We start from the raw sequence: 21511 nt of genomic DNA on the forward strand, positions 1-21511 counted from the left end.
CCTCCCGGTGCCATGGCACCCGGAGTGGCCACCGCCTAAGTGTCCGCGCCAGACAGGAACCCGGAGTGGTTCGAGAAATAGTTCTGACATCACTCACCACACCACAGAGCGGTATACCGCCCGCCAGCTCCATCCTCGCTGCGCTCGGCTGCAAGGTACTTCAACCGCAAAATCTGCGCCACGTGCGCGAGCTGACCATGAAATAAGTGCTCCAGATCAATTAGCCCTTCACGATTACAACCGGACGATTTTCTCCGTGCTGGCGCGATGGGGAACCATTGCGGATACACGGATCGCTCGCCTTGAAACCGGGGAGTTGCCCGTCGTCCGAGCGAAGCGAGGACGGAGCTAGCGGGCGGTATACCGCTCTGTGGTGTGGTGAGTGATGTCAGAACTATTCTCGAACCACTCCGGCTTCGTTACTGGCGCGGACACTTAGGCGGTGGCCACTCCGGTGACCATGGCACCGGGAGGTCACGCGTTATCTGAGCGCCTTTCTTTTGGTTACTTTTCTTTGGCAAGACAAAGAAAAGTAACCGCCGCCCCGCGCAGGGGCGACGCTAATAGACCGACACGATCACAGGTATTTCACGCCAACGCCAAGTCGCACGACAAAACCGCGCTAGCTAATCCCCATGACGCTCGACCAACGCCCCAGCCCGCGGCTCACTCCCACCCCCGGTCTGCTTCTCGAGCCACGCCCGCCGATCCTCCCGCGGCGTCACCCCAAACCGCTCGCGATAAGCATTGGAAAAATGCGCAGCAGAAGAAAACCCACAGGCGAGACTGACCTGCACGACCGACTTGCTGGTCCGCTGCAACTGCGTACGCGCCTTGAGCAACCGAAGATTGAGGTAATACTTCGACGGCATCGCCCCAAGATACTGCCGAAACAACCGCTCGAGCTGCCGCCGCGACACCCCCACCAACCCGGCAATCTCGTCGGTCGTGAGCGGATCCTCGATATTGGCCTCCATCAGCAACAACGCATCGTTGAGCCGCGGATGCCGCTCGCCGGGCGCAGTAACGAACGGAATCCGCTGCCGCTCCTCGCCGCTGCGCAGCGTGCCGGCGCCCAGCGCATCGGCAATCCGCTCCGCCAGATCGGCCCCATGCTCACGGCCGATCATCGCCAGCATGAAATCGACCGTCGCCTGCCCGCCCGCACAGGTCGCCCGATCACGATCGATCTCGAAGATCTGCTGCGTGACGATCGAACGCTCGAACTGCTCGGCAAACTGCTGATACGTCTCCCAGTTCACGCTCACGCGATACCCGGACAACTGCCCCGCCATCGCCAGCCACCACACGCCGTGGTGAATCCCGCTGACGACCGGCGTACGCTGCCCGACCCGCGCCAGGCTCGCGAGAAACAACCGATAGTCGGCGAACTGCTGAAACCGCTCCGATACGACGATCAGCCAGTCACACGCGATCGCATCGTTGAACGCCGCATCGGCATGCCAGTGCGCACCGCCGGCGAGCGGCACCGGCCGCCCGTCCCACGAACACACCTGCCACCGATACAACAGCCGCCCGTCGATCTCGTTCGCGAGATTCAACGCATCGACGATCGGCCCCACACCCGACATCGACACGGGCGGCAACGCAACGATCGCCACCTGCGTCGTGCGGGTGGCGCCTGCGGGACGAGACACCGGGACCACGATGAAAACCGCCCGTCGCGTTACTTGAGACTGCCCGACAGGAACTGCTTCAGACGCTCGCTCTGCGGACGCACCAGCACTTCCTTCGGATCGCCCTGCTCCTCGGTCCGCCCCTGATGCAGGAACATCACGTGGTTCGACACGTTGCGCGCAAAACCCATCTCGTGCGTGACGACGATCATCGTGCGCCCCTCCTCGGCGAGCTTCTGCATCACCTTCAGCACCTCGCCGACGAGCTCCGGATCGAGCGCCGAAGTCGGCTCGTCGAACAGCATCACGTCCGGATGCATCGCGAGCGCCCGCGCGATCGCGACGCGCTGCTGCTGGCCGCCCGACAGATGCGACGGATACTGCTTCTCGACGCGCGGCGGCAGACCAACCTTCTCCAGATACTCGCGCGCACGCTCCTCGGCCTCTTTCTTCGTGATGCCGAGCACATGCACCGGCGCTTCCATCACGTTCTCGAGCACGTTCATGTGCGCCCACAGATTGAAGTGCTGGAACACCATCGCCAGCTTCGTGCGGATCCGCTGCAACTGCTTGTGATCGGCAACTTCCAGCGCGCCGGCACGGTCGGTCTTCGTGCGCACGGTCTCGCCGTCGACGACGATCTGCCCCGCGTTCGGCCGCTCGAGAAAATTGATGCAGCGCAGGAACGTGCTCTTGCCCGAACCGCTCGCGCCGATGATGCTGATGACGTCGCCGGCCTTCGCGTTCAGCGACACGCCCTTGAGCACCTCGTTATCGCCATAGCGCTTGTGAATGTCGACCGCGGCAAGCTTGACGGAAGCGGACGCGCTCGTTTGAGTGATCTCGGCCAACTGGCTCTCCTCGAAGTGAAATCAATGACGTCCGGCCGCGAGATACGCGAGCCAGTGGCGCTCCGCCCGGCGAAATGCCGCGACGAGTGCGAACGATACCGCAAGATAGATCAGCGCGGCGAGGCCGAACGACTGGAACGCCATGTAGGTCGCGGAATTGGCGTCGCGCGCAACTTTCAGAATGTCCGGCACGGTCGCGGTGAACGCGACGGTGGTCGCGTGCAGCATCAGGATCACCTCGTTGCTGTACAGCGGCAGCGCACGCCGCAGCGCCGACGGTACGATCACGCGCCGGTACATCGTGAACGGCGACATCCCGTATGCGCGCGCAGCCTCGACCTCGCCGTGCGGAATCGCACGGATCGCACCGGCGAAGATCTCCGTCGTGTACGCACACGTGTTCAGCGCGAACGCAAGAATCGCGCAGTTGAAGCCGCTGCGGAAAAACGCGTCGAGCAGCGAATGCGAACGGACGAACTCGAGGCTGTACATGCCCGTGTACATCAGCAGCAACTGCACGTAGAGCGGCGTGCCGCGAAACACGTACGTGTAAAGGCGCACCGGCGTCGACACCCAGCGCTTCTTCGACACGCGCGCAACGGCGAGCGGCACCGCGCACACGAAGCCGAGCGAAATCGACGCGACCAGCAGCCACAACGTCACCGCGAGGCCGGACAACCGCTGGCCGTCCCAGTAAAGAAACGCCTGGCCGAATTCCTGGAGAATCTCGATCATAGTTCTGCGTGCCGCACGCCCATGGAATAACGCTTCTCGAGCTGGATCAGCACGAGATTGGAAACGGTCGTGATCGCAAGATAGATCAGCGCCGCAACGAGAATGAAGAAGAACATGTTGAACGTGCTCTTGCCGGCGTCCTGCGCGGCCTTCACGACGTCCGCGAGGCCGATGATCGACACCAGTGCGGTCGCCTTCACGAGCACCTGCCAGTTGTTGCCGATGCCCGGCAGTGCGAAGCGCATCATCTGCGGAAACATGATCCGCGCGAACACGCGCGCGCCGCTCATCCCGTATGCCGCGCCCGCTTCGAGCTGACCGCGCGGCACCGACAGGAACGCGCCGCGGAACGTCTCGGTGAAGTACGCACCGTAGATGAAGCCGAGCGTCAGCACGCCGGCGACGAACGGATCGATGTCGATCTGGTCCCAGCCCAGCAGGTCGGTGAACTGGTTCAGCCAGATCTGAATGCTGTAGAACAGCAGCAGCATCAGGACGAGATCGGGCACCGAGCGGATCAGCGTCGTATAGCCGGTCGCGATCGCTCGCAGCACCCGGTTGTGCGACAGCTTCGCCACCGCGCCGATCAGCCCCAGCGCCACCGCGGTGGCGAGCGACAGAACCGACAGCTCGATGGTCTGCACGGTGCCGGCCCACAGGACGGGACCAAAGCCGTAAAGGAACACGCGCGTCTCCAGTGTTGACAGGGTTACCGGCGCGCATACCTGTCCCACGCCGGGCTGACGCGGATAGTCGCAAGCGAAAATATTTGTCTCAAATCACCTCGTCCGCCATTGCTGCGTCGCAGCAAACGATGCGGCGATTTGAACGCGCGGGCTACGGCGCTGTTTCAAAAGGAAAAAAGCCGCTCCCTGACAGTCGTACAACACGCAGGGAAGCGGCTTTTTTGCAATTTTCCGGTCGCTTTTTCGATATCGCGACGCGCCGGGAGTCAGCGCCCCTTCAGGATGTCGGAGCGCGAAGTCGTGTAGACGAGCCCGTCCGGGCCGAAATGGACGTTGAAGAACGCGTCGGTGTTCACGCCGTCCTCGAGCCAGCGCCAGCTCCATACCGTCTCGGGCTTGAGCGGATACTGCGCGACGTCGCCCGGCTTGCCGAGCAGGCGCCGCACCTCGTCCTCGTTCATGCCGGGGCGCACCTTCGCGAAATTCTCGGCGGTGAGCACCTGGGTCGCGCCGACGTAATGGCCGCTCGCGTCGAGATCGACGAACCAGGTCTGGTTGCCCATCGGCCCGCGCGGATATTCGAGGCGTTTCGAGCCGTCGGTGAACATGCGCTCGGTGTCGGGCTTGCCCATCGTCTCGCGCACGTCGGCCTCGGTCGACACGCCGACCTTCAGCCCCTTGAGCAGCAGCGGCGCCGGCTTGATCGCGGTGAAGAAATCCCTGATGCGTTGCACGTCGAGATCGCCCTTGTCGTTGCAGCCGGACAGCGCGAGTGCGGCAGCCAGCAGCGTCACGGGAAACAGCCGGAAACGAAAGATCATCGGAAGAATTGCGCGTCGAGAAAACACGCGGCAAGCATACCCGCGCCGCGCCAAAAGCGCGAGACGGGCCGCGCGGCCCGTCACCCGTTCAATGGGTCGATTCGGTCTGACGCTCGCGCTCGCCGCGCAGCGGCTGCGCGACGCGCGCGGCGGCCGGGATCGCGGCGATCCGGCCGCGCGTGCGCACGAGCTCGGCCAGCTGCCACGAGCCGAGCGCGAGACAGCCGAACAGCACCTCACGGCCGCGCTTGACCAGCGCGAGCGACAGCGCGCTCTCGCGATCGACGCCGAACATCTGCGCGAGCAGCACGACGGTGGCCTCCTGCACGCCGAGGCCGCCCGGCACCATGAACGCCGCATGGCGCACGGCCTGCGTCATCGCCTCGATCGCGACCGCGCCGCCGATCGACACCGGATGGCCGAGCAGCGCGAGCGCCCAGTAGATCTCGAGCGCACCGAGCACGTAGCCGGCCAGCTGCCAGAAGAACGCGCTGAACAGCAGCGCGGTGCGCGACATCAGCGCATCGATGTCGCGATCGAGCCGCCGGCCGTCGACGCCCTGCAGCAAGCGGTGCGAATCGCCGAGCAAGCGCCCGGCAAAACGCTCGATCGCGTGGAAGACGCCGCCGCGGCGCATCAGCACGACGCCGAGCACCGGCAACGGCAGCGTCAACACCAGCGCGAGGCCGATCGTGCCGCCGCCCATGTCGTGCGTGGTCGCCAGCAGCAGCACGAGGCCGAGCGCCGCGAACGCATACTGGACGACGATCGTCACCAGCACCTCGACGATCACCGACGCGGTCACGCGGCTCGCGTCGGCCACCTGCCAGCGCGCGAGCCGGATGCCGACCAGCTCGCCGCCGATGCCGACGACCGGCAACAGGCGGTTCACCGCCTCGCGCACGGTCGCGATCCACCACAGGAACGGCAGCGTCGCGCGACGGTCGAGCAGCTGATGCCACGCGTATGCGTCGAGCAGCAGCGGCAGCGCGTGAAACGGCACGAGCCACAGCAGCGCGAAGCCGGCGCGCTCGATCATCCGCGACACGTCGCCGATGCCCTCGTGCAGGCCCAGCGCGAGCAGGATCCCGATGCCGATTGGCCAGCCGAGCCATTTGATCCATTTGGTCACGACGGCTGCGCCCCCGCTTCGCGCGCGTGGTGCGCGCCGCGGCGCGCCGCGCGCTGACCGAACACGTCGGCGAACCCGCCGGTCGCGACGCCGGCCGCCTTCAGCGCAGCCGCGACGCGCGGCGACAGCAGCGCGTCGAGCTCGTCGACCGGACGGTAATCGGCCATCGTCGGCGTGATCGGGCCGTCGCCGGCTTCGGCCGGATGGCAATAGATCTCGCCGACACCGGGCGGCAGCGCGGCGAGCGCGTCGAGCAGCACGCGCTCGTCCATGGCGCCCGTATGCTCGATGCCGACCACGTAATCATTGTGCGCGAGCCCCGCGCGGTCGAGCCGCGCGCGCACGAGCGCGATCCACGGCTTGAGCAGCGCACTCGCGCTCGCTTCGTACGGCAGCCGCACGGCGCGCAGCCCGTAGTCGCGACCGATGTCGATGATCATCGACAGCACGGTCGGATGCAGATGGAAATGCTTGTGCGCGTTCACGTGGTCGAGCGGCAGGCCGCTCGCCGCGAACGCCTCGAACTGCGCGCGGATCTCGCGGCGCAGCTGCGCGCGCACGTGCGGCAGGAAGAAGAAGCGGCAGCCGTCCTTCGCCATCGCGTCGCCGAAGCGCCCGTCGCGGCCGACGAGCGCCGGTATCTCATGCGCGGGCAGCGTGGCCGGCCCGTCCGCGAGCACCAGATGCAGACCGACCGCGAGCGACGGCAGCCGCCGCGCGCGCTCGATCGCATCCTGCGCGGCGCTCGCGCCGACCATCAGGCTCGCGGCGTTGAGCACGCCGTCGCGATGCGCGCGCTCGACCGCCGCGTTCACGCGCGGATGCAGCCCGAAGTCGTCCGCGGTGAAGATCAGCGCCCGCGCCGCCCGCTGCGTCGTCACGAATCAGGCCTCGTGCGCGCGCAGGAAGCGGAAGAACTCCACGCCTTCGCGCAGACGGCGCTTCATCATGTCCCAGCTCGTCAGCATCTCGCGGACGATTTCCCAGATCTTCGACGGACGGAAATAGAACTCGCGATAGAACTGCTCGAGATGGTGATAGATCTCGTCGCGCGACAGGTGCGGATAGCCGATCGCGGCCAGCTGCACGCCTTCTTTGCTGACCAGGTTGATCGTCTTGTTCTCTTCCATCCAGCCGTTCTCGACGGCCTGCTTGTACAGCGTCGTGCCCGGATACGGCGCGGCGAGCGACACCTGGATCGTGTGCGGGTTGATTTCCTTCGCGTACTCGATCGTCTTCTTGATGGTTTCCGGCGTCTCGCCCGGCAGGCCGAGGATGAAGGTGCCGTGGATCTTGATGCCGAGCTTCTTGCAGTCCGCGCTGAAGCGGCGCGCGAAATCGGTGCGCACGCCCTTCTTGATGTTCACGAGGATCTGGTCGTCGCCGGATTCGAAGCCGACCAGCAGCAGGCGCAGGCCGTTTTCCTTCATGATCTTCAGCGACTTGTACGGCACGTTCGCCTTCGCGTTGCACGACCACGTCATGCCGAGCTTGCCCAGGCCGATCGCGATCGCTTCGGCGCGCGGCAGGTCGTCGGTGAAGGTATCGTCGTCGAACATCAGTTCCTTCACTTCCGGCATGTTGTCGCGGATCCACTTCGCTTCGGCGAGCACGTTCTCGACCGAGCGCGTGCGATAGCGATGGCCGCTGACCGTCTGCGGCCACAGGCAGAACGTGCAGCGCGACTTGCAGCCGCGGCCCGTGTAGATCGACACGTACGGATAGTTCAGGTAGCCGATGAAGTAGTTGTCGATCTTCAGGTCGCGCTTGTAGATGGGCGCGACGAACGGCAGCTCGTCCATGTTCTCGAGGATCGGACGCGCTTCGTTGTGCTCGATCGAGCCGTCCTTCGCGCGCCAGCTCAAGCCCTTGATCTCGGGGAACGGCTTGCCTTCGGCGATTTCCTTGCAGGTGTAGTCGAATTCCTCGCGGCACACGAAGTCGATCGCGTCGCTCGCCGTCAGCGAATTGTGCGGATCGACCATCACCTTCGCGCCGACCATGCCGACCAGCAGCGACGGCTTCATCTTCTTCAGGTCCTGCGCGAACATCGCGTCGGTCGGGAACGACGGCGTGCTCGTGTGGATGATCACGAGATCGTAGTCGTTGGCGATCTTCAGCGTCTCCTCGACCGACAGGCCGTCGGCCGGCGCGTCGACGACGCGGCTGCCCGGCACGAGCGCGGCCGGCTGCGCGAGCCAGGTCGGGTACCAGAAGGAACGGATTTCGCGCTTCGCCTGATAGCGCGAGCCGGCTCCGCCGTCGAAGCCATCGTACGAAGGGGCCTGCAAGAACAGCGTTTTCATGAATGCTCCGGTAGCCTGCATAATTCGATTCGTTTCAACGATTCAGTTTCAATCAACCGCGGGCCGCGCTGTGGGCGCCCGCCTCTGTCATGTCGCGTCGCGCGGCGTGGCCGCGCGGCGCGTCTCGGCCCTCGGGCCGGATTCGCTCGGGAGCGGGCGCGCGGCCGGCTCCCCCAACATGCTCGTCAGCAGCCGTCGCCGCCTTCCACCGCCGGCGCGCGCTCGCCGCCGACCACCGTCATCCGCGCGCCGCGCCACACGACCTGCGAGCCGTACGCGGCCGCCAGCCATTCGAGCGCGAGCAGCGTGTCGCGTACCGCCACGAGCGGCAGGTCGCGCCAGAACGCACTCCAACCGTCCTCGCCGCGCGCATGCAGCACGAGCCGCCCGAACGCACCGACGATGGCCGCGCCGCCCGCGAGCGTGCCCGCGACGGTGCCGTCCAGCCGCAGCGCGAGCGCCGCGCCGATCGCGAGCCACGGCACGGTGAACGTGATGAACAGGAACGCGAAGCCCATCGGGTTCAGCGACCGGATCGTGCGCAGCCAGCGCGTCTCGCGATGCCACAGCGGGCCGAACGACGGCTCGATCACGTCGGTCGCGACGTCGACCTCGGACAACACGGTGCGCCGCCCGAGGCGGCGCGGCAGCTCGGCGAGCCAGAAGTCGTCGGCGAGCTCGTCCTTCAGCGCGAGAAAACCGCCGATCCGATCGAGCGTATCGCGCGTGACGGCGAGCGTCGCGCCGAACCCGAAGCGGCTCGAGCGGCCCAGGTGCGTGATCCGCACCGACGGCGCGAACCACGCGTCGACGAACTGCGCGCCGATCCGCGTCCAGAAGCCGCCGACGCTGCGCGCATGATACAGGCACGTGACGACGCCGACCGACGGATCGGCGAGCGGCGCCGTCACGCGCTCCAGATAATCGGGCTGCACCGCGATGTCGCTGTCCGCGATCACGATGCGGCCGTACTTCGCGCGCTCGGCCAGGTTGATCAGGTTGCTGACCTTCAGATTCTTGCCGTGCACGCGCGCGTCGATCACGAGCGTGATGTCGCATTCCGGATAGTCGGCACGCAGCCGCTCGACCACCGCGATCGCCGGATCGGCCGCCGACGCGACGCCGAACAGCACTTCATGGCGCGGGTGGCGCTGTTCGCAGAAGGTCGCGAGGTTCTCGTACAGGTGCGGCTCCGCGCCGCACAGCGGCTTGAGCACGCTGACCGGCTCGAAGCCGTCGCGCGCGGCGGTGCGCGGCGTGCGCGGCGCCGGCGCGAAGGCCGCGACGAGCGCATAGCCGGCCGCGGCGAGCGTGAAGGCGACCAGCAGCCAGTCGAGCAGCGTGACGGTCGGCATCATGCGGCATGCCTCCCGGCACCGCGGGCGGCACGTCGATCGTTCGAACCGGGTTGAACGTGATGGGGTATTACGACAGCGACGAACGCGGGCACGACCCGACTCCTTGTTCCAGCAGCGTCTGTATGAGGGGCGGCACGGCTCGCCCCGAAAGCGGCCATGCCCGGCTTCGCGCGGCCGCCCCCTCACGCGAAACCCGGAACGGGATGCGGGAAGACTCGAATGGCTGGCATCGGCAAAACATGGACAGGCGCAGGATTTTAGCAGCCCGCGCACCGTCACGCGCGGAGCAACATGAAACGGACTGGTGCAATTTCGGCAAAGCTGCGCGGCCGGCAAACCATTTCGGCGCCGGCCTGCCGACATTAGCGTAAGCGCTTTGCAGGCGTATTGCCGTCTGCAAAATCAAACATTTCGTTGAGAATTGTGCGTCGGTGCGAAGACACGTGGAATCACCGTAAAGTTTGGTAATTATTCGTGGATTGGATCGATTTTCGCAACAATGAAACGGGCGTGGCTTGCAGCCCTGTAAGGCGTGTGGGTATCCGTGCGTCGCCAGCGCGCGGCGCGGCCCTTTGGCAGAATCGTCGTCATCTGTTGCGCATGCGCATCACCGCGCCCCTCCTTTCGAAGGCCATCCGATGATTCCGTTTTCCGTACTCGACCTCGCCCCCATCCCCGAAGGCGCCGACGCCGCGCAGGCATTCCGCAACACCGTCGATCTGGCGCAGCATGCGGAACGCCTCGGCTACCGCCGCTACTGGCTCGCCGAGCACCACAACATGCCGGGTATCGCGAGCGCGGCGACCGCCGTCGTGATCGGCCACGTGGCGGGCGCGACGCAGACGATCCGCGTCGGCTCGGGCGGGATCATGCTGCCGAACCACGCGCCGCTCGTGATCGCCGAGCAGTTCGGCACGCTGGCGTCGCTGTACCCCGGCCGCATCGACCTCGGGCTCGGCCGCGCGCCCGGCACCGACCAGACCACGTCGCGCGCGCTGCGGCGCGACCTGATCGGCAGCGCCGATTCCTTTCCGGACGACGTCGCCGAGCTGCAGCGCTACTTCGCGGCGCCGGTGCCCGGCCAGCGCGTGCGGGCGGTGCCCGGCGCGGGGCTCGACGTGCCGATCTGGCTGCTCGGCTCGAGCCTGTTCAGCGCGCAGCTCGCCGCGATGCTCGGCTTGCCGTTCGCATTCGCATCGCACTTTGCGCCGGACTATCTGATGCGCGCGCTCGAACTCTATCGCGCGCAATACCGCCCGTCGGCCGCGTGGCCGAAGCCGTATGCGATGGTCGGCGTGAACGTGTTCGCCGCCGATACCGACGAAGAAGCACGGCGCCTCTTCACGTCGCTGCAGCAGCAGTTCATCAACCTGCGCCGCGGCACGCCGGGCAAGCTGCCGCCGCCGGTCGACGCGCTCGAGGCCAGCGAATTCGAACTCGCGAACGTCGCGCATGCGCTGTCGTTCGCGGCCGTCGGCTCGCGCGACACGGTGCGCGACCAGTTACGCGACCGGATCGCGCAGACGGGTGCGGACGAGCTGATCGTCACCGCCCAGATCTACGATCACGCGGCGCGGCTGCGCTCGTTCGAGCTGGCCGCGCAGATCCGCGACGAGCTGGCGAGCGAAACGCGCTGACGGTGCGGCCGCGCCGCCGCTCGCGGCGCGCGCCCGCCCGCCCGTCGCTTCGTCACTTCGTCACTGCGGATGGACCGCAGCCATCCCGTCGAGCAGCGCCTTGTGGAACGCGTCCGGATCCTGGATCTGCGGCGCGTGCCCGAGCGCCGGGAATTCGATCAGTTGCGCACCGGGAATCGCCGCCTGCGTGCGCTTCGCAAGCTCCGGATAACGGCCGAGCTTCGCGTGCACGTCCGGCGGCGCGGCGTCCTTGCCGATCGCGGTCGTGTCCTTGTCGCCGATCAGCAGCAGCGTCGGCACGCGAATCGCGCCGAGCTCGTAGACCACCGGCTGCGTGAAGATCATGTCGTAGACGAGCGCCGAATTCCACGCGACCGCGTCGCGGCCCGCGCCGCGATACATGCCGGCGAGCATCTGCACCCAGCGCTCGTACGACGGCGCCCACTTGCCCGCGTAGTAGGTCGCCTGCTCGTAGCGGCGGATGCCGTCGGCCGTCGTCTTCAGCTCGCGTGCGTACCAGTAATCGACCGACAGCGGCGGCACGCCGAGCGCCTTCCAGTCCTCGAGGCCGATCGGGTTCACCAGCACCAGCTGGTCGGTCGCCTTCGGATACATCAGCGCGTAGCGTATCGCCAGCATGCCGCCGGTCGAATGGCCGACGAGCGTCGCCGACTTCACGCCGATCGACTCGAGCAGCGCGTGCGTGTTGCGCGCGAGCTGCTGGAAGCTGTACTGATAGCGCTCCGGCTTCGACGACTTGCAGAAGCCGATCTGGTCCGGCGCGACCACGCGATAGCCGGCGCGGCTCAGCACGTCGATCGTGTCCTCCCAGGTCGCCGCGCAGAAGTTCTTGCCGTGCAGCAGGACGACGGTGCGGCCGTTCGGGTGCGCCGGCTGCACGTCCATGTAGTCCATTTCGAGCGTTTCGCGCTGCGACACGAACGCATGGCGATGCACCGGCGCCGGATAGGCGAACCCTTCCAGCCGCGGGCCGTACGCGGGCCCGTCGTTGCCGGCCGGCGTCGGGGCGGCGGCCGTGGCGACGCTCGCAGCGGCGGCGATGCCGGCGGCCAGCCACGCGGCGCGCGCGACGGACAAGATCGGGGAAGTCGAAAACATGGCGCTCACGGTAATGGGACGGGCACGCGCGGCGGCCGGGCAGCCACACGCCCCGCGATTCTACGCGGTCGGGCTGACGGCGGCGCGCAACACTCGAAGGCCGCGCGACTTCCGCGCGCGCGACGAACTCGGGTATCTTGTGACGTGACCCTGAAACGCCTGCAGGCGAGCGCCCATGAAAAACGTCCTCAGCATTCAGTCGCACGTGATCTACGGACATGCCGGCAACAGCGCGGCCGTGTTTCCGATGCAACGGCTCGGCGTCAACGTCTGGCCGCTCAACACCGTCCAGCTGTCCAACCACATGCAGTACGGGCACTGGGCCGGCAGCGCGATCGACGCCGCGAAGATGGAGCAGCTGGTCGACGGTGTCGCCGCGATCGGCGGCCTGAAGCGCTGCGACGCGGTGCTGTCCGGCTTCGTCGGCTCGCCGGCGCAGGCGCGCGCCACGGTCGAGATCGTGCGCACGGTGAAGGCGATGAACCCGAACGCGTGGTACTTCTGCGATCCGGCGTTGGGCCAGACCGGCGGAATCCGGCCCGAGCCCGGCGTCGAGGAATACATCGTCGACGAGATGCCGGCGCTCGCCGACGGCATGTCGCCGAACCACACCGAGCTGCAGAAGCTCGCGGGGCGGCGCATCGAGACGGTCGCCGAAGCCGTGGACGCGTGCCGCGCCCTGATCCGCCGCGGCCCGAAGCTCATTCTCGTCAAGCACCTGCACGACCGTAACAGCCCGGCCGACCGCTTCAACATGCTGGCCGTCACCGAAACCGAAGCATGGATCGGCCAGCGTCCGCTCTATGCGTTTCCGCGCCATCCGGTCGGCGTGGGCGACCTCACCAGCGCGATCTTCGTCGCGCGCCGGCTGCGCGGCGATTCCGTGCGCGGCGCGTTCGAGCACACGCTCGCGGCCGTGCACGCGGTGGTCAAGGCGACCTACGACGCACGCCGCTACGAGCTCGAGCTCGTCGCCGCCCAGGATGAAATCGCGCGGCCGAGCGAGTGGTTCGGCGCGTGGGTGACCGACGCCTGACGCAGCCGTAGCGCGGCGTGCGGCGCCGCGTGTCGAAGCCTGCGCGGCGCGCCGCGCGCCGCCCTTCTCCCGCCGTCCACGCGGGCCATCGCTGCCCCAACCGAACCCGCGCCGTACCTGCAAACCGTGCAAACGTTTCCGACTTCACATGAATGACACCGTTTGCTCGCTATGCTCGCGTCCGCACGACCGACGCAGCCGCATCCTGCGTCCGGGCGCGCCAGCCTGTTCCGTTGTTCCGCATGTCCCGCCAACCGGCTCCCCTTTACCCCACGATAACGACCATGACCCGATCGACCCGTCGTGACTTCCTCCGCGTCGCCGCCGGCACCGCCGGCGCCGCCGCGCTGAACCTGTTCCCGCCCGTGATCCGCGATGCGCTCGCCATTCCCGCGAACCGCCGTACCGGCACGATCCGCGACATCGAACACATCGTGATCCTGATGCAGGAGAATCGCTCGTTCGACCATTACTTCGGCACGATGCGCGGCGTGCGCGGCTTCGGCGACCCGCGGCCGCTGCGCCTCGCGAGCGGCAAGTCCGTGTTCCACCAGCCGGCCGGCCCGGCCGAGGTGCTGCCGTTCCATCCGGGCGCCGACAACCTCGGCCTGCAGTTCCTGCAGGATCTGCCGCACGGCTGGCAGGACATGCATGCCGCGTGGAACAAAGGCCGCTACGATCAGTGGGTGCCGAACAAGGGCACCACGACGATGGCGTACCTGAAGCGCGACGACATCCCGTTCCACTATCAGCTCGCCGACGCGTTCACGATCTGCGACGCGTACCACTGCGCGATCCCGAGCTCGACCGACCCGAACCGCTACTACATGTGGACCGGCTACGTCGGCAACGACGGCACGGGCGGCGGCCCGGTGCTCGGCAACGAGGAACAGGGCTATGGCTGGACGACCTATCCGGAAGTGCTCGAGCAGGCCGGCGTGTCGTGGAAGATCTACCAGGACGTCGGCACCGGGCTCGACGCGAAGGGCTCGTGGGGCTGGACGCAGAACCCGTACATCGGCAACTACGGCGACAACGCGCTGCTGTACTTCAACCAGTACCGCAACGCGCTGCCCGGCACGCCGCTGTACGAGAAGGCGCGCACCGGCACCAACATCAGCGCCGGCGGCACGCTGTTCGACGTGCTGGAGCAGGACGTGAAGAACGGCACGCTGCCGCAGGTGTCGTGGATCTGCGCGCCGGAAGCGTACTCCGAGCATCCGAACTGGCCGGCGAACTACGGCGCGTGGTACATCGAGCAAGTGCTGAAGGTGCTGGTGTCGAACCCGGACGTGTGGAGCAAGACCGCGCTCTTCATCACCTACGACGAAAACGACGGCTTCTTCGACCACGTGCCGCCGCCGTTCGCGCCGCAGTCGCGCGATAACGGGCTGTCGACCGTCGCGACGACCAACGAGGTGTTCGCCGGCGACGCGTCGCACATGGCGGGCGCGTACGGGCTCGGGCCGCGCGTGCCGATGCTCGTGGTGTCGCCGTGGACCAAGGGCGGCTGGGTCTGCTCGCAGACCTTCGATCACACGTCGCTGCTGCAATTCATCGAAGCGCGCTTCGGTGCGCAATATCCGATCACGGCCGCGAACGTATCGCCGTGGCGCCGCGCGGTGTGCGGCAACCTGACGTCGGCGTTCGACTTCTCGAACGCCGACGCCGCCTGGCCGACGCTGCCGGACACGAGCGGCTACGCGCCGGCCGACCGCGTGCGCCATCCCGACTACGTCCCCGTGCCGCCGGTGCTGCAGACGGTGCCGAAACAGGAAGCCGGGCTGCGTCCGGCGCGCGCGCTGCCGTACGAGCTGTTCGTGCACGGCCGCGTCGAGCCCGCGAGCGGCCAGTTCCGGCTGACCTTCGCGAACACGGGCCGCGCCGGCGCGGCGTTCCAGGTGCAGTCGCGCAACCGCGTCGACGGCCCGTGGGCGTACACGGTCGAAGCCGGCAAGCGGCTCGCCGACACGTGGAGCGCCGCCGCGTCGCTCGGCCTGTACGACCTCGACGTGTACGGTCCGAACGGCTTCTATTGCCATTTCCGCGGCTCGTTCGCGAGCGGCGTCGGCGGCACGAGCGCGAACCCCGAGGTGGTCTACGGCTACGACGTCGCGAACGGCAACATCACGCTACGTCTGATGAACCGCGGCCACAAGGCGGTGCGGCTCAAGGTGAGCAACGCGTACGGCCACCGCGGCGCACGCACGTTCGAGCTCGCGCCGGGCGCCCACGTCGACGACTACTGGGACCTGCGCGGCAGCCACGGCTGGTATGACCTGACCGTCAGCGACGAGCGGCCGCTCGGCTTCGTGCGCCGCTTCGCGGGCCACGTCGAGACCGGCCGGCCGAGCACCAGCGACCCGGCGATCCGCACGAGCGCGACGCAGGACGTCGTAGAAGCCGCGTCGGACGCGCTGGCCGACTGACGACGGCCAGCGCGACGCAGCCCCGCCGCGGGGCTGCGTCGCCTGCCGCATCCTCCTGCTCTACCCGCCTTCCGCCCTGCCTCCATTCGTCCGTCCGCTCGTGACGGGAAACTCCCGATACCGGCCGCTGCCGCACGCGCGGAAGCTATGCGCAAATCCGCATCGAATGCGCGGCAAATTGCCAAGACCCGCACATATCGGCGACCTATAAATCGAAGCGATCGGGGCTCCTCGCCGAGCCTGCCGGGAGCGTCTTCCCTGGAATGGCAGCACGCCGGACCTACCCGCCCGATCAGAGAAGCGGTTGAACCGCCCGCCCGTCGCGCGCATCCGGCTGCCGGATGCGTGCGGAATCCACCCGCTGGTGTAGAACAAGAGGAACGAACATGAAATTTCGTCATTCCCTGCTGTCGGTATCGGTCGTATCCGCATTGGCACTCCTCTCGCAACAGGCCGCCCGCGCCGCCGACGCAACCGACGTGAAGGTCGGTTTCGCCGCACCGCTCACGGGCGTGAACGCCGGCTACGGCAAGGATCTACAGAACGGCGTGCAGCTCGCGCTCGACGATGCGGTCGCGCAGAAGGTGCAGATCGCCGGCAAGCCCGCGCATTTCGACCTCGTCGTGCAGGACGATCAGGCCGACCCGCGCATCGGCGTGCAGGCCGCGCAGGCGCTGGTCGACCAGAACGTGTCGGTGGTGATCGGCCACTTCAACTCGGGCACGACGATTCCGGCGTCGGTCGTCTACGACAAGGCCGGCATCCCGGTGATCGACCCGGCCGCCACCAACCCGACGCTCACGTCGCGCGGGCTCGCGAACATGTTCATGGTGATCGCGACCGACGGCCAGAACGCGGGCAACGCGGGCAAGTACGCCGTCGACGTGACGAAGGCGAAACGCATCGCGATCATCGACGACCGCACCGCGTTCGGCCAGGGCGAGGCGGACGAGTTCGAGAAGGCCGTGAAGGCGGCCGGCGGCAACATCATCGGCCGCGAGTTCACCAACAACCAGGCCGTCGACTTCCGCGCGCAGATCACCAGCCTGAAGGGCAAGAATCCCGACCTGATCTTCTTCGGCGGCCTCGATTCGCTGGCCGCGAACTTCATCAAGCAGATGCGCCAGCTCGGGCTGACCGCGCAGTTCGTCGGCGGCGGCGGCGTGAAGGACAACGAGTTCGTGAAGATCGCCGGCCCGGCCGCCGAAGGCGCGATGGCGTGGGAATACGGCCGGCCGCTCGATGAACTGCCGCAAGGCAAGGATTTCGAGAAGCGCTTCAAGAAGCGCTTCGGCGTCGACGTGCTGTCGTACGCGCAGTTCGGCTACGACGCCGCATGGGCCGCGATCAAGGCGATGCAGGCGGCCAATTCGACGGATCCGAAGGTCTATCGCCCGGCGCTGAAGAAAGTGGACTTCGAAGGCGTGACCGGACGCATCTCGTTCGCCAACGACGGCTCGCTGAAGAGCGGGATGTCGACGCTGTACCAGGTGAAGAACGGCACGTGGAAGACCATCGTGACGAAGGGAGGCTGATCGACCGGCAGCACCGCGCCCGGACGGCTGTACCGGGCGCCCGGCGCGGGCCGCGACGACGATGCGCGTCGCGACCGCTCCTGCCCCGGCGTGCGTGGCGAGCGGTCGCGACGCGCGCCGGCGGCCACTGCGCCGACAAGGTCGCCACCATCTCATACGACGACCGATCTCAATACACTCTGCATGCGGCGTACGTCACCGCGTGGCCATGCGTCTCAGCCGGCTTGCGTATCACGCTCCGCTTCGGCCGCCTCGTGCGCGCGGCGCAGCCGCTCGCGGCTATTGGTGAGGTGCGTGCGCATCGCGGCGCGCGCGGCCTCCGGGTCGTGGCGTGCGATGGCCTCGTAGATGTCCTCGTGCTCGTGATTGAGCCGGGCCACGTAGCGCTCGAGGTCGTCGCCGGCGAAGCGTGCGGAATTCACGCGCGTGCGCGGAATGATCGACGCGCCCAGCTGCGTCATGATGTCGACGAAATAGCGGTTGCCGGTCGACTGCGCGATCTGCAGATGGAACTGGAAGTCGAGCTGCGCGGTGTCGTGACCGCCGCCCGCCCCCGAGGCGATCGCGTCGAGCGCGCGGCGCAGCGCGGCGAGATCCGCGTCGCTCGCGCGTTGCGCGGCAAGGCTCGCGCACTCGCTCTCGAGGCTGATCCGCAGCTCGAGCACCGCGAGCACGTCGCGCAGCGTCGTGATGGTCGCGGGATCGATCCCGAGCGCCCGACGACGCGACGGCTCCAGCACGAAGCTGCCGATCCCGTGGCGCGTTTCGATCAGGCCGCTCGCCTGCATCCGCGAGATCGCTTCGCGCACGACCGTGCGGCTGACGCCCTGCGCCGCCATGACTTCGGTTTCGGTCGGCAGCTTGTCGCCGGGACGCAGCGTGCCGTTTTCGATCTGCGCGGTCAGCGCGTCGACGACATCTTGTGCGAGGCTGCGGGCGCGACGGCGCGGCGCTGCGGGAAGCGTGGGCACGGACATGAGGCCGGTTCCTTTTTGAGTGATCGTAATGTGAGCCGAGGGTTTACGCGGGGTTTGAGCGAACGCCGTGGATTCATTATACTGCGTCACAAGTCATCCGACGACTGATGATGACCACACGGATCTCCTGTCGACCGCGGCAGGCGCAGTGCCTGCCCGGTCCCGTGATAGGTCTTCATCGGCGTTCGCACCTGCGTGCAGATGCCGGCGCGCGGTTCGGCAGTGGATCGAGGCGCACCTGCGCGCCTGGCTTCCGTCCGATGCGGCACCGGCATCGGGCGCGCGTCGCTCGCCCCTCGCGGGTTGCTGTCGACGGGCGCGGTTCGTGCGCCGCGCACGTCGGTTGTCGAATGATCGCACCTCGCGCCGCGCGCGGCAAAGCATTTGCCGCACGGCATCGCCTACTCTCTCGTCATCGCCGCCATGAACGCCGTCACCGCCTCGCCTTCCCACGACACGCCGCGCATCGTCGATCTGCAAGCCATTCCGGTCGCCGGCCACGACAGCATGCTGCTGAACCTGAGCGGCGCGCACGGCCCGTTCTTCACGCGCAACCTCGTGATCCTGAAAGACAGCGCGGGCCGCATCGGCGTCGGCGAAGTGCCGGGCGGCGAAAGCATCCGCCGCACGCTCGACGACGCGCGCGCGTGCGTCGTCGGCCAGCCGGTCGGCAATTACCATGCGGTGCTCAACGACGTGCGCCGGACGTTCGCCGATCGCGACGCGGGCGGCCGCGGGCTGCAGACCTTCGACCTGCGCACGACGATCCACGCGGTCACCGCGCTCGAAGCCGCGCTGCTCGACCTGCTCGGCCAGCATCTCGGCGTGCCCGTGGCCGCGCTGCTCGGCGAAGGCCAGCAGCGCGAGCAAGTGGAAATGCTCGGTTACCTGTTCTACGTCGGCGACCGCACCAGGACCGCACTGCCCTACCGCGACGGCCGCGACGCGACCGACGACTGGACGCGCGTGCGCGACGAAGCCGCATTGACGCCCGACGCGGTCGTGCGCCTCGCCGAAGCCGCACATGCCCGCTACGGCTTCAACGACTTCAAGCTGAAGGGCGGCGTGTTCGAAGGCGCGCGCGAAATCGAGGCCGTGACGGCGCTCGCCGAGCGCTTTCCCGACGCGCGCGTGACGCTCGACCCGAACGGCGCGTGGTCGCTGGACGAAGCCGTGCGGCTGTGCCGCGACCAGCATCACGTGCTGGCCTATGCGGAAGACCCCTGCGGCGCGGAGAACGGCTATTCGGGCCGCGAGGTGATGGCCGAGTTCCGCCGCGCGACCGGGCTGCCGACGGCGACCAACATGATCGCGACCGACTGGCGCCAGATGGGTCACGCGATCCAGCTGCAGGCCGTCGACATCCCACTGGCCGATCCGCATTTCTGGACGATGCAGGGCTCGGTGCGCGTCGCGCAGATGTGCCGCGACTGGGGCCTCACGTGGGGCTCGCATTCGAACAACCATTTCGACGTGTCGCTCGCGATGTTCACGCACGTCGCGGCGGCGGCGCCCGGCCAGGTGACCGCGATCGATACGCACTGGATCTGGCAGGACGGCGAGCGGCTGACGCGCGAGCCGCTGAAGATCGCCAACGGGCTCGTGGAAGTGCCGAAGCGGCCGGGCCTCGGCATCGACATCGACATGGACGCGGTCGCACGCGCGCACGAGCTGTACAAGCAGCACGGGCTCGGCGCCCGCGACGATGCGGCCGCCATGCAATATCTGATTCCCGGATGGACGTTCGACAACAAGCGTCCGAGCCTGGTGCGCTAAAAGGTAAGGCGAAGCCGGGCCGCGCAACGGCCCGGTAGAGACGATGCGCGGCTCGCCGGCCGCGCCCGCGCTTCGACGCCGCGCTACGCTAGCCGGCGAGCCCGATGCCGCGCGCCATGCCCGCCGCGGCGAACACGATCACCATCACGAGCACCGCCTGCCAGTGGCCGATCCGCACATAGGTGCGGGCGCGCCGCAGATCGGGGGTCTGCTGCCGCCGCACGGCGCCGCGCCAGCGCAGCAGCCCGAGCATCGGCACGATTTCGAGCAGCAGGATCAGCACGAGCGCGGTCATCTTGAGGTGGAAGAGCGGCTCGTGAAGGTAGTACGCGGTGCCCTTCTCGAAACCGCCGAAGGCGCGCGCAAGCCCCGTCGCGATCAACACCAGCGCCGACGCGCCCCACACCGCGTCGGCCTTGAACACACCGGGCAGGTCGGCAGCCTGTGCCGACGCGATCACGCGCCGCAGCGCGCGATTGCGTGCCGCGATCCCGGCGAACGCGACGCCGAATGCCATCAGGTGAACCGCTGCGAGCAACCATCGGACGATCATTGAGGCTCCTTGTCGCCCGCGCGCCGCGCGAGCGCGATTAGACGATCTGTTTGAGCGCCGCGTCGAGCGCGAGGACCGCGACGCGGTCGCCTTCGGTCGCGAGCGGCGCGCGCAACACGGTCTGCCGGTTATGGCCGACGGCCGCCGGCGAATCCCACAGCAGCTCCACTTTGGGCCGCCGGAACAGGCTGCCGCGCGGCGGCGCGGCGACGGCCGATGCGGCGAGCCCGTCCGCCGCGGCCGCGGCCGGCCGGCCGGGCCAGCGCACCGACAGCTCGCGCGCGTCGTACTGGCCGACCTTGCGGCTCTCCATCCAGACGATCGCGGTGCGGGTGAGCGTGTCGAGCGAAATCGCATAGCGGCCGATCGCGAAACGGCGCGCGGCGACGTTGGTGCGCCACAGCGGCCGTGGACGGCACATCCACACGATCGCCGCATACAACGCGGGCGCGGCGACGAGCCAGCCGTTGGTTGCCGTCACCGCATGCAGCGCGCGGCGCCAGCCGGCCGCCCACGCGAACGCGCCGATCGACCAGACGGCGAACAGGAAACCGATCAGCGCGAACACGCGCAGCGCCTGGCGCAGCCATTGCGGCAGCGGATGAAACGGACGCTCGGCGCGCGCGGCGGCGCCGGGGAGCGCGAGCAACAGGAAGATCAGCACCAGATAGACGAACGCCCAGGGCGACGACACCATCGCCGACAGCGAGGCGCGATAGCCCATCTGCGACATCGAGAACAGCCAGCGCGCGAGCAGCACGAGACCGATCGCGCGCAATGCGAAGATCACGCCGGCGCCGGGGGCCGGCGCTGCGCGCGTGGTTTTCGTTCTCGCCAAGACTGCTCTCCTATCGATGTTCGTGCGGGGCCGGATTTCGCGGCACGGCCATTATAGGGACATTACCGTCTGGACAGACGGCTCG

General features: G+C 67.7%; 18 protein-coding genes. 5 read left to right on the top strand and 13 right to left on the bottom strand.

Annotation, left to right across the window (positions count from 1 at the left end; translation table 11 throughout):
* Window positions 1-626: 626 nt before the first annotated feature.
* The 9 genes from C3Y15_RS18890 to hpnI form a co-directional block, all read right to left on the bottom strand.
* Entirely contained in the window at window positions 627-1667 is a 1041-nt protein-coding gene (locus tag C3Y15_RS18890) for a GlxA family transcriptional regulator (protein WP_011884021.1), read from the bottom strand.
* Between the two features lie 20 nt (window positions 1668-1687).
* Entirely contained in the window at window positions 1688-2488 is an 801-nt protein-coding gene (locus C3Y15_RS18895; RefSeq protein WP_011884020.1) for an ABC transporter ATP-binding protein, read from the bottom strand.
* 21 nt (window positions 2489-2509) lie between these two features.
* Window positions 2510-3223 carry an ABC transporter permease gene (locus tag C3Y15_RS18900; protein ID WP_011884019.1) on the bottom strand — a complete coding sequence of 238 codons (714 nt, stop codon included), beginning with the start codon at window positions 3221-3223 and terminating at the stop codon, window positions 2510-2512.
* Complete coding sequence (gene hisQ, locus C3Y15_RS18905) at window positions 3220-3909, bottom strand: histidine ABC transporter permease HisQ (protein ID WP_011884017.1); 690 nt, start codon at window positions 3907-3909, stop codon at window positions 3220-3222. The genes C3Y15_RS18900 and hisQ overlap by 4 nt, the downstream gene beginning before the upstream one ends.
* Window positions 3910-4175: 266 nt before the next feature.
* Window positions 4176-4730: a hypothetical protein gene (locus C3Y15_RS18910; protein ID WP_011884016.1), complete on the bottom strand. Its 555-nt coding sequence runs from the start codon at window positions 4728-4730 to the stop codon at window positions 4176-4178.
* Window positions 4731-4818: 88 nt separating this feature from the next.
* A complete protein-coding gene (locus C3Y15_RS18915; RefSeq protein WP_014722753.1) occupies window positions 4819-5862 on the bottom strand; it encodes a lysylphosphatidylglycerol synthase domain-containing protein in 1044 nt (347 codons plus the stop codon).
* Window positions 5859-6743: a hopanoid biosynthesis-associated protein HpnK gene (hpnK, locus tag C3Y15_RS18920; protein ID WP_059475878.1), complete on the bottom strand. Its 885-nt coding sequence runs from the start codon at window positions 6741-6743 to the stop codon at window positions 5859-5861. The genes C3Y15_RS18915 and hpnK overlap by 4 nt, the downstream gene beginning before the upstream one ends.
* 3 nt (window positions 6744-6746) lie before the next feature.
* Complete coding sequence (gene hpnJ, locus C3Y15_RS18925) at window positions 6747-8192, bottom strand: hopanoid biosynthesis associated radical SAM protein HpnJ (protein ID WP_306306641.1); 1446 nt, start codon at window positions 8190-8192, stop codon at window positions 6747-6749.
* A gap of 161 nt (window positions 8193-8353) precedes the next feature.
* Window positions 8354-9526, bottom strand: coding sequence for a bacteriohopanetetrol glucosamine biosynthesis glycosyltransferase HpnI (gene hpnI, locus C3Y15_RS18930; RefSeq protein ID WP_059455548.1), 1173 nt, complete (start codon window positions 9524-9526; stop codon window positions 8354-8356).
* Window positions 9527-10164: 638 nt separating this feature from the next.
* On the opposite strand from hpnI, the gene C3Y15_RS18935 reads away from it, so the two are divergent.
* The gene (locus C3Y15_RS18935) at window positions 10165-11163 is read left to right on the top strand and encodes an LLM class flavin-dependent oxidoreductase (protein ID WP_011884003.1); all 999 of its coding nucleotides are present in this window, start codon (window positions 10165-10167) and stop codon (window positions 11161-11163) included.
* Between the two features lie 60 nt (window positions 11164-11223).
* On the opposite strand, the gene C3Y15_RS18940 is transcribed toward C3Y15_RS18935, so the two are convergent.
* Complete coding sequence (locus tag C3Y15_RS18940; protein ID WP_059568536.1) at window positions 11224-12282, bottom strand: alpha/beta hydrolase; 1059 nt, start codon at window positions 12280-12282, stop codon at window positions 11224-11226.
* Between the two features lie 175 nt (window positions 12283-12457).
* On the opposite strand from C3Y15_RS18940, the gene pdxY reads away from it, so the two are divergent.
* From pdxY to C3Y15_RS18960, 3 genes are all read left to right on the top strand, one after another.
* Window positions 12458-13318, top strand: a complete 861-nt coding sequence (gene pdxY / locus C3Y15_RS18945; protein ID WP_011884000.1) for a pyridoxal kinase PdxY — start codon at window positions 12458-12460, stop codon at window positions 13316-13318.
* Between the two features lie 284 nt (window positions 13319-13602).
* Window positions 13603-15747 (top strand): phospholipase C, phosphocholine-specific, encoded by a 2145-nt coding sequence (locus C3Y15_RS18950; RefSeq protein WP_060122656.1) that lies wholly within the window; start codon window positions 13603-13605, stop codon window positions 15745-15747.
* Between the two features lie 386 nt (window positions 15748-16133).
* A complete protein-coding gene (locus C3Y15_RS18960; protein WP_011883998.1) occupies window positions 16134-17282 on the top strand; it encodes a branched-chain amino acid ABC transporter substrate-binding protein in 1149 nt (382 codons plus the stop codon).
* A 215-nt stretch (window positions 17283-17497) separates the two neighbouring features.
* On the opposite strand, the gene C3Y15_RS18965 is transcribed toward C3Y15_RS18960, so the two are convergent.
* Entirely contained in the window at window positions 17498-18259 is a 762-nt protein-coding gene (locus tag C3Y15_RS18965; RefSeq protein ID WP_011883997.1) for a FadR/GntR family transcriptional regulator, read from the bottom strand.
* 423 nt (window positions 18260-18682) lie between these two features.
* On the opposite strand from C3Y15_RS18965, the gene gudD reads away from it, so the two are divergent.
* Entirely contained in the window at window positions 18683-20035 is a 1353-nt protein-coding gene (gene gudD, locus C3Y15_RS18975) for a glucarate dehydratase (protein WP_011883996.1), read from the top strand.
* Between the two features lie 88 nt (window positions 20036-20123).
* On the opposite strand, the gene C3Y15_RS18980 is transcribed toward gudD, so the two are convergent.
* Together C3Y15_RS18980 and C3Y15_RS18985 are read right to left on the bottom strand one after the other, a co-directional pair.
* Complete coding sequence (locus C3Y15_RS18980; protein WP_011883995.1) at window positions 20124-20588, bottom strand: DUF2214 family protein; 465 nt, start codon at window positions 20586-20588, stop codon at window positions 20124-20126.
* 37 nt (window positions 20589-20625) lie between these two features.
* On the bottom strand, window positions 20626-21426 hold the full coding sequence (locus C3Y15_RS18985) for a hypothetical protein (RefSeq protein ID WP_011883994.1): 801 nt from the start codon (window positions 21424-21426) through the stop codon (window positions 20626-20628).
* Between the last annotated feature and the right edge of the window lie 85 nt (window positions 21427-21511).

Source organism: Burkholderia sp. B10, from assembly GCF_004368385.1.
Taxonomy (GTDB): domain Bacteria; phylum Pseudomonadota; class Gammaproteobacteria; order Burkholderiales; family Burkholderiaceae; genus Burkholderia; species Burkholderia vietnamiensis.

Bases quoted from the DNA above. Each gene is read 5' to 3' on its own strand.
- C3Y15_RS18900 (WP_011884019.1), bottom strand. From the start codon at position 3,223: ATGATCGAGATTCTCCAGGAATTCGGCCAGGCGTTTCTTTACTGGGAC.
- C3Y15_RS18910 (WP_011884016.1), bottom strand. From the start codon at position 4,730: ATGATCTTTCGTTTCCGGCTGTTTCCCGTGACGCTGCTGGCTGCCGCA.
- hpnI (WP_059455548.1), bottom strand. From the start codon at position 9,526: ATGATGCCGACCGTCACGCTGCTCGACTGGCTGCTGGTCGCCTTCACG.
- C3Y15_RS18935 (WP_011884003.1), top strand. From the start codon at position 10,165: ATGATTCCGTTTTCCGTACTCGACCTCGCCCCCATCCCCGAAGGCGCC.
- C3Y15_RS18940 (WP_059568536.1), bottom strand. From the start codon at position 12,282: ATGTTTTCGACTTCCCCGATCTTGTCCGTCGCGCGCGCCGCGTGGCTG.
- pdxY (WP_011884000.1), top strand. From the start codon at position 12,458: ATGAAAAACGTCCTCAGCATTCAGTCGCACGTGATCTACGGACATGCC.
- C3Y15_RS18950 (WP_060122656.1), top strand. From the start codon at position 13,603: ATGACCCGATCGACCCGTCGTGACTTCCTCCGCGTCGCCGCCGGCACC.
- C3Y15_RS18960 (WP_011883998.1), top strand. From the start codon at position 16,134: ATGAAATTTCGTCATTCCCTGCTGTCGGTATCGGTCGTATCCGCATTG.
- C3Y15_RS18965 (WP_011883997.1), bottom strand. From the start codon at position 18,259: ATGTCCGTGCCCACGCTTCCCGCAGCGCCGCGCCGTCGCGCCCGCAGC.
- gudD (WP_011883996.1), top strand. From the start codon at position 18,683: ATGAACGCCGTCACCGCCTCGCCTTCCCACGACACGCCGCGCATCGTC.
- C3Y15_RS18980 (WP_011883995.1), bottom strand. From the start codon at position 20,588: ATGATCGTCCGATGGTTGCTCGCAGCGGTTCACCTGATGGCATTCGGC.